Below are 4,383 nucleotides of genomic sequence, written 5' to 3'. Positions count from 1 at the left end.
TACTGATCAGGTAGCTCGAGATGCAGGACGTTCCCATGACAGCCTGTGCCTTCTTGATCGTACGGAACACATTCAGGCATTCTTCTGTCGATTCCGAATAACTCAGATAAGACGATGTCAGCGGCCGCGGATCGTTCAGCAGCTGGTGAAGAAGCTCGATTTTGCTAGCTTCCGGCAGCGAAGGATATTGATCGGTAAAGCCCATCTTGGTGAGAATTTCGGCCATCGCGGCCTCGTGCTCCTTGCTGTGCTGTCGCACGTCCAGCGCCATGAGGTGGAAGCCGAACAGCTCCACCTGGCGAATCATGCGGGCTACTGTCTCGTTGGCAACGGATTCCGCATAATGACTGCGCAGGCTGCGGTCCATAATGCGCAGGTCCTGCAGCAGCTCCTCCGGACTCCGGTAGATCGTCTCATCCAGTGGGTTTCCGCCGGTTGCGGCGCGTGTGTGAACCATTTTCTCAATCATATAGGTTAGCTTTATGCGATAAGGCTCGTTTGCATTGCGCCACAGGTCATCCTGCTTCATGCTGACGAGTCGGCGATCCTTCTCAATCGATTGCATCAGCTCCGGTGTCACCTGAATGAGCGTCGTGCTGAAGCTGAGCTGCTTCTTCAGCTCCCGCAGGCTTTCCTCATATTTGCGAAGAACGAGCTGGCGGTGCATCATCAATGTCTCCCATGTCACTTCGGAGGTGACGGATGGGTTCCCGTCCCGGTCGCCGCCGATCCAGGAGCCGAATTTCAGGAAAGTGGGCACATGCCACTTCGTATCCGGATAGAACTTGACTAGACAGCGCTCAAGCTCGAAATATACATCGGGCAGTACGGTAAACAGGGTCTCGTCAAAATAATAGAGGCCATTCTTCACCTCGTCGATAACGGTCGGCTTCCGCGGACGAATTTCGTCGGTTTGCCAGAGCGTCAGCACCTCGTTCGTCAGCCTCGACTTGAGCAGCTCGCGCTCGCGGTGCGTCAGATTCGGATTGTCGAGCTCCATCATATCCTGAGCAATCCGTCTGTGAATATCCAGGATGACTCTTCTTGTCGCTTCAGTCGGATGAGCCGTCATCACAAGCTCCAGCGTAATCCCTTTGATCAAGTCCTGAACCTCGTCCGGCGTGAGTCCCTCTTGCTTCAAACCTTGAATCGTATCCTCGATCGATCCCGGCTGCACCGTCTCACCCGCTGAACGCTCATAATCGCGCTTGCGGCGAATGCGGTGATTTTGCTCCGCGATGTTCACGAGCTGGAAATAGATCGCGAAGGCGCGAATGACCTGGTGGCGCATCGCGGGTTCCAGCTTGTGAATCTGCTCCTGAAACTGCTCCACTTGGTTGTTGTCAAATTGGGCGCGCAGCGACTTGGACGATTCGCGGATTTGCTCCACAATCTCCAGCAGCTCCTTGCCGCTCTGATGCACCAGCACTTCCCCCAGAATATTGCCGAGGAAACGAACGTCCCGCCTAAGCAGCGAATAAGCAGTTGACTTGCCAGCTGCAATAGGCTGGGCGGTTGTCGTACTGGACGGTGTTGACTCCGTCATGAAACTCCACTCCTTTGTCTCTATCGGTACAGTCAATTCCGATTATTTCATTCCATTGTACACAAAATCGTTCAGAAAATCTGCACCTTATTTCTAAATTGTAAATAAAAATCGGTCAGGGACTTCAATCTGTAGGCAGTTTTGTGGTTTTCCGAGGTCAGGCGGATTGAATTTATGTCGACCACATGAGCAATGATGGTTACTTGGGGCTCTCGGGGCTCTTGGGCTCTTGGGCTCTCGGGGCTCTCGGGGTTCTTGGGGCTCTCGGGGTTCTTGGGGCTCTCGGGGCTCTCGGCGTTCTTGGGGTGGCTCGGGTACTTGAGGTTCTCGCGGATCGCAGTGGTACGTAGGTACTCGGGATTTGGGAAACGTAGAGTGTACCAGACTCGTCGTGGGACTAGTTTAGGATAACATAATTTACTCTAGCATATACTTAATCAAGATGTTCCATCAAATTACCTAGTCTCGCAGCTAACGATCCCCACAAACGTTATTCGTTTATTTCCTTCATATTTCCCAAGCTAACGCAATGGATAAGCCTTATTGTCCAGATTTGGCGCATCAATCGCAACAAACTGGTCCAATAGCGTGTGTACAGATCGTTAGCTCGAGCAATCCGCCGTACCGCGCAAAATAAGCTCTCTATAGATCGTTAGCATGTCCAAGATTGATATATTTCCATAAAAAAAGCCCCTGCATCGCAGGGACTACTGACTGTAAGCGGGTGATGGGAATCGAACCCACGCTACCAGCTTGGAAGGCTGGAGTTCTACCATTGAACTACACCCGCATTTATAGAGTGGTCGGGACGACACGATTCGAACATGCGACCCCCTGGTCCCAAACCAGGTGCTCTACCAAGCTGAGCTACGTCCCGTTATACTCTATAAGGTGTTGCATGGTTTAAATGGCGTGCCCAGAGAGATTCGAACTCCCGACCTTTTGATTCGTAGTCAAACGCTCTATCCGGCTGAGCTATGGGCACACATTATGGAGCGGAAGACGGGAATCGAACCCGCGACCCTCGCCTTGGCAAGGCGATGCTCTACCGCTGAGCCACTTCCGCAAAAAGCGACATTGATTACTATACCACAATGAACCTAGCAAATCAAGTGTTAAAATTTGGTGCGCGTGGAGGGACTTGAACCCCCACGGTCGCCCGCCAGATCCTAAGATTGGTGAGTACTTAGGAGGTGGTTCGATACGCTCAAAACAGCGACAAGTGTTATAATATCAGGTTTTTTCTCAGAAAGCAAATTTTTTTCGGAGGTAATTTTTGCGCCATTTTCACAAGGGTTTAGCGAGCGCATATACCGTATTGTTTAGTGCAACCGATATGCAGCATCCGCGCTAATCTTTTCCTCACTAAACCTCAACGAGGAAAGGATGAAATATCAAATGAAGATTACACAGGTTTACAACAGCCAATCGCTTGTATTACCAGACAACGTTTCACCGCGAGTACAGTTTCGCGAAGCCGTAAAATTATACTTGCTCGACTGTCGGTACCGCAATCTTGCTCCAACCACCATTAATTTTTACAAATTTCATTTGCAGGCTTTTGAGCATTTCATGGACCACTATAAACTGGAGCTCAAGAAGCTCGTTGCAACGGATTTGAGTCATCGCATGATCCATTACATGATCGACCAACAACTAACTGCAAACACCATGAACGGTCGTATCCGGACATGCCAAGGCTTCTTCAAATTCTTATGGCAGGACGGCATTCTGGAAACGAATCTGGCTGATGGTCTCGAGGTTATGAAAGCCCGAAATCAAATGCTATTTACTTTTACGAAGGATCAAGTCAGGACCATACTGGAGCAACCCGACCAAACCACGTTTACCGGATACCGCGACTATGCCATCATGCTGGTTTTACTTGAAACAGGCATGCGGGTAATGGAGCTTACCAGCATGAGGTTATCAGACATTAATTTCGAAGACCAAGCCATCTGCATTCCGATGGGGAAAGGACGGAAGCCGCGAATCGTTCCGATACAACTCACTTGTATGAAGGTACTTTTGAAGTATATCCAGGAACGAGGAAATTTATCCTTTGATGAGGTTTGGATTACCTTGAATAACAAACCTTTACGAAAGGCAGCAATTGAGCGGATCGTCCGGGATCATTGCAAAAAGACAGCGCTCCAGGGAGTACGAGGGTCCTGCCATACTTTTCGTCACACCATGGCCAAGATGTATCTCATGAATGGTGGAGATATCTTAACACTTCAATATATATTAGGGCATACGACGCTGGACATGACCCGCCGCTACATCGAGTTTTTCGGCAAAGACCTCCACCTTCAACATGAGAAATCTAGCCCGATCGAATTCCTTTTACAGCCGGAAGAACATGACAATGAAGAGGAGGAGAGTTACTAATGGCGCGTAGAGTCAACACGTTGCAGTCTCCCGTCCAAACGGTCGAGCCGCATTCTCATCATATCAATTTTGACCAAGCTGTAAAATCCTTTATTTTACACAACCGGGCACGGAATCTTTCGCCGAAGAGCCTCGGGTTTTATGAGTACAATTTGCATTACATGGCAAAGGTCTTTCGAGAGCAAGGCGTACCCCTAGAATTCCAAACTATTACAGGCAAGCAAATCAAACATCACTTCACAGGATATATGATGGACAAGGGGTTGGCCAGCAACACCATTAACGGTCGGCTAAAAAGCTGCAAAGCATTTTTCACTTATTAGCGTGAAAAGAAGTCCCTCGGCCAGAGGTCTAAAAATGGGCAGACTTCCCCCTTGGTTTGAATTTGTGTTTTTTTAAGCGGGAGCGGCTTTTGGTACTTTGATCGTATCCGGCGGAATAAACCC

General features: G+C 49.4%; 3 protein-coding genes and 4 tRNA genes. 2 read left to right on the top strand and 5 right to left on the bottom strand.

The genetic code is table 11. The annotated features are described in order from the left end of the window. The 5 genes from ACESLK_RS29855 to ACESLK_RS29835 all read right to left on the bottom strand — a co-directional run. Nucleotides 1-1,546 (bottom strand): phosphoenolpyruvate carboxylase (locus ACESLK_RS29855; RefSeq protein ID WP_373233494.1); only part of this gene is annotated, 1,546 nt, incomplete at its 3' end. A 719-nt stretch (nt 1,547-2,265) separates the two neighbouring features. Next, nucleotides 2,266-2,336: transfer RNA gene (locus ACESLK_RS29850), tRNA-Gly, on the bottom strand. A gap of 10 nt (nt 2,337-2,346) precedes the next feature. Continuing rightward, a tRNA-Pro gene (locus ACESLK_RS29845) sits at nt 2,347-2,423 on the bottom strand. A 31-nt stretch (nt 2,424-2,454) separates the two neighbouring features. Further along, a tRNA-Arg gene (locus ACESLK_RS29840) sits at nt 2,455-2,531 on the bottom strand. Between the two features lie 6 nt (nt 2,532-2,537). Beyond that, a tRNA-Gly gene (locus tag ACESLK_RS29835) sits at nt 2,538-2,612 on the bottom strand. A gap of 332 nt (nt 2,613-2,944) precedes the next feature. Between ACESLK_RS29835 and ACESLK_RS29830 the strand changes: the two genes are divergently transcribed. Both ACESLK_RS29830 and ACESLK_RS29825 read left to right on the top strand, forming a co-directional pair. Further along, nucleotides 2,945-3,937, top strand: coding sequence for a tyrosine-type recombinase/integrase (locus ACESLK_RS29830; RefSeq protein WP_373233493.1), 993 nt, complete (start codon nt 2,945-2,947; stop codon nt 3,935-3,937). Further along, a complete protein-coding gene (locus ACESLK_RS29825; RefSeq protein ID WP_373233492.1) occupies nt 3,937-4,260 on the top strand; it encodes a hypothetical protein in 324 nt (107 codons plus the stop codon). Before ACESLK_RS29830 ends, ACESLK_RS29825 begins: the two co-directional genes overlap by 1 nt. Nucleotides 4,261-4,383: the final 123 nt, after the last annotated feature.

The organism is Cohnella sp. (assembly GCF_041640265.1).
GTDB lineage: Bacteria > Bacillota > Bacilli > Paenibacillales > Paenibacillaceae > Cohnella.
This window is presented reverse-complemented; position numbering and strand designations above follow the sequence as displayed.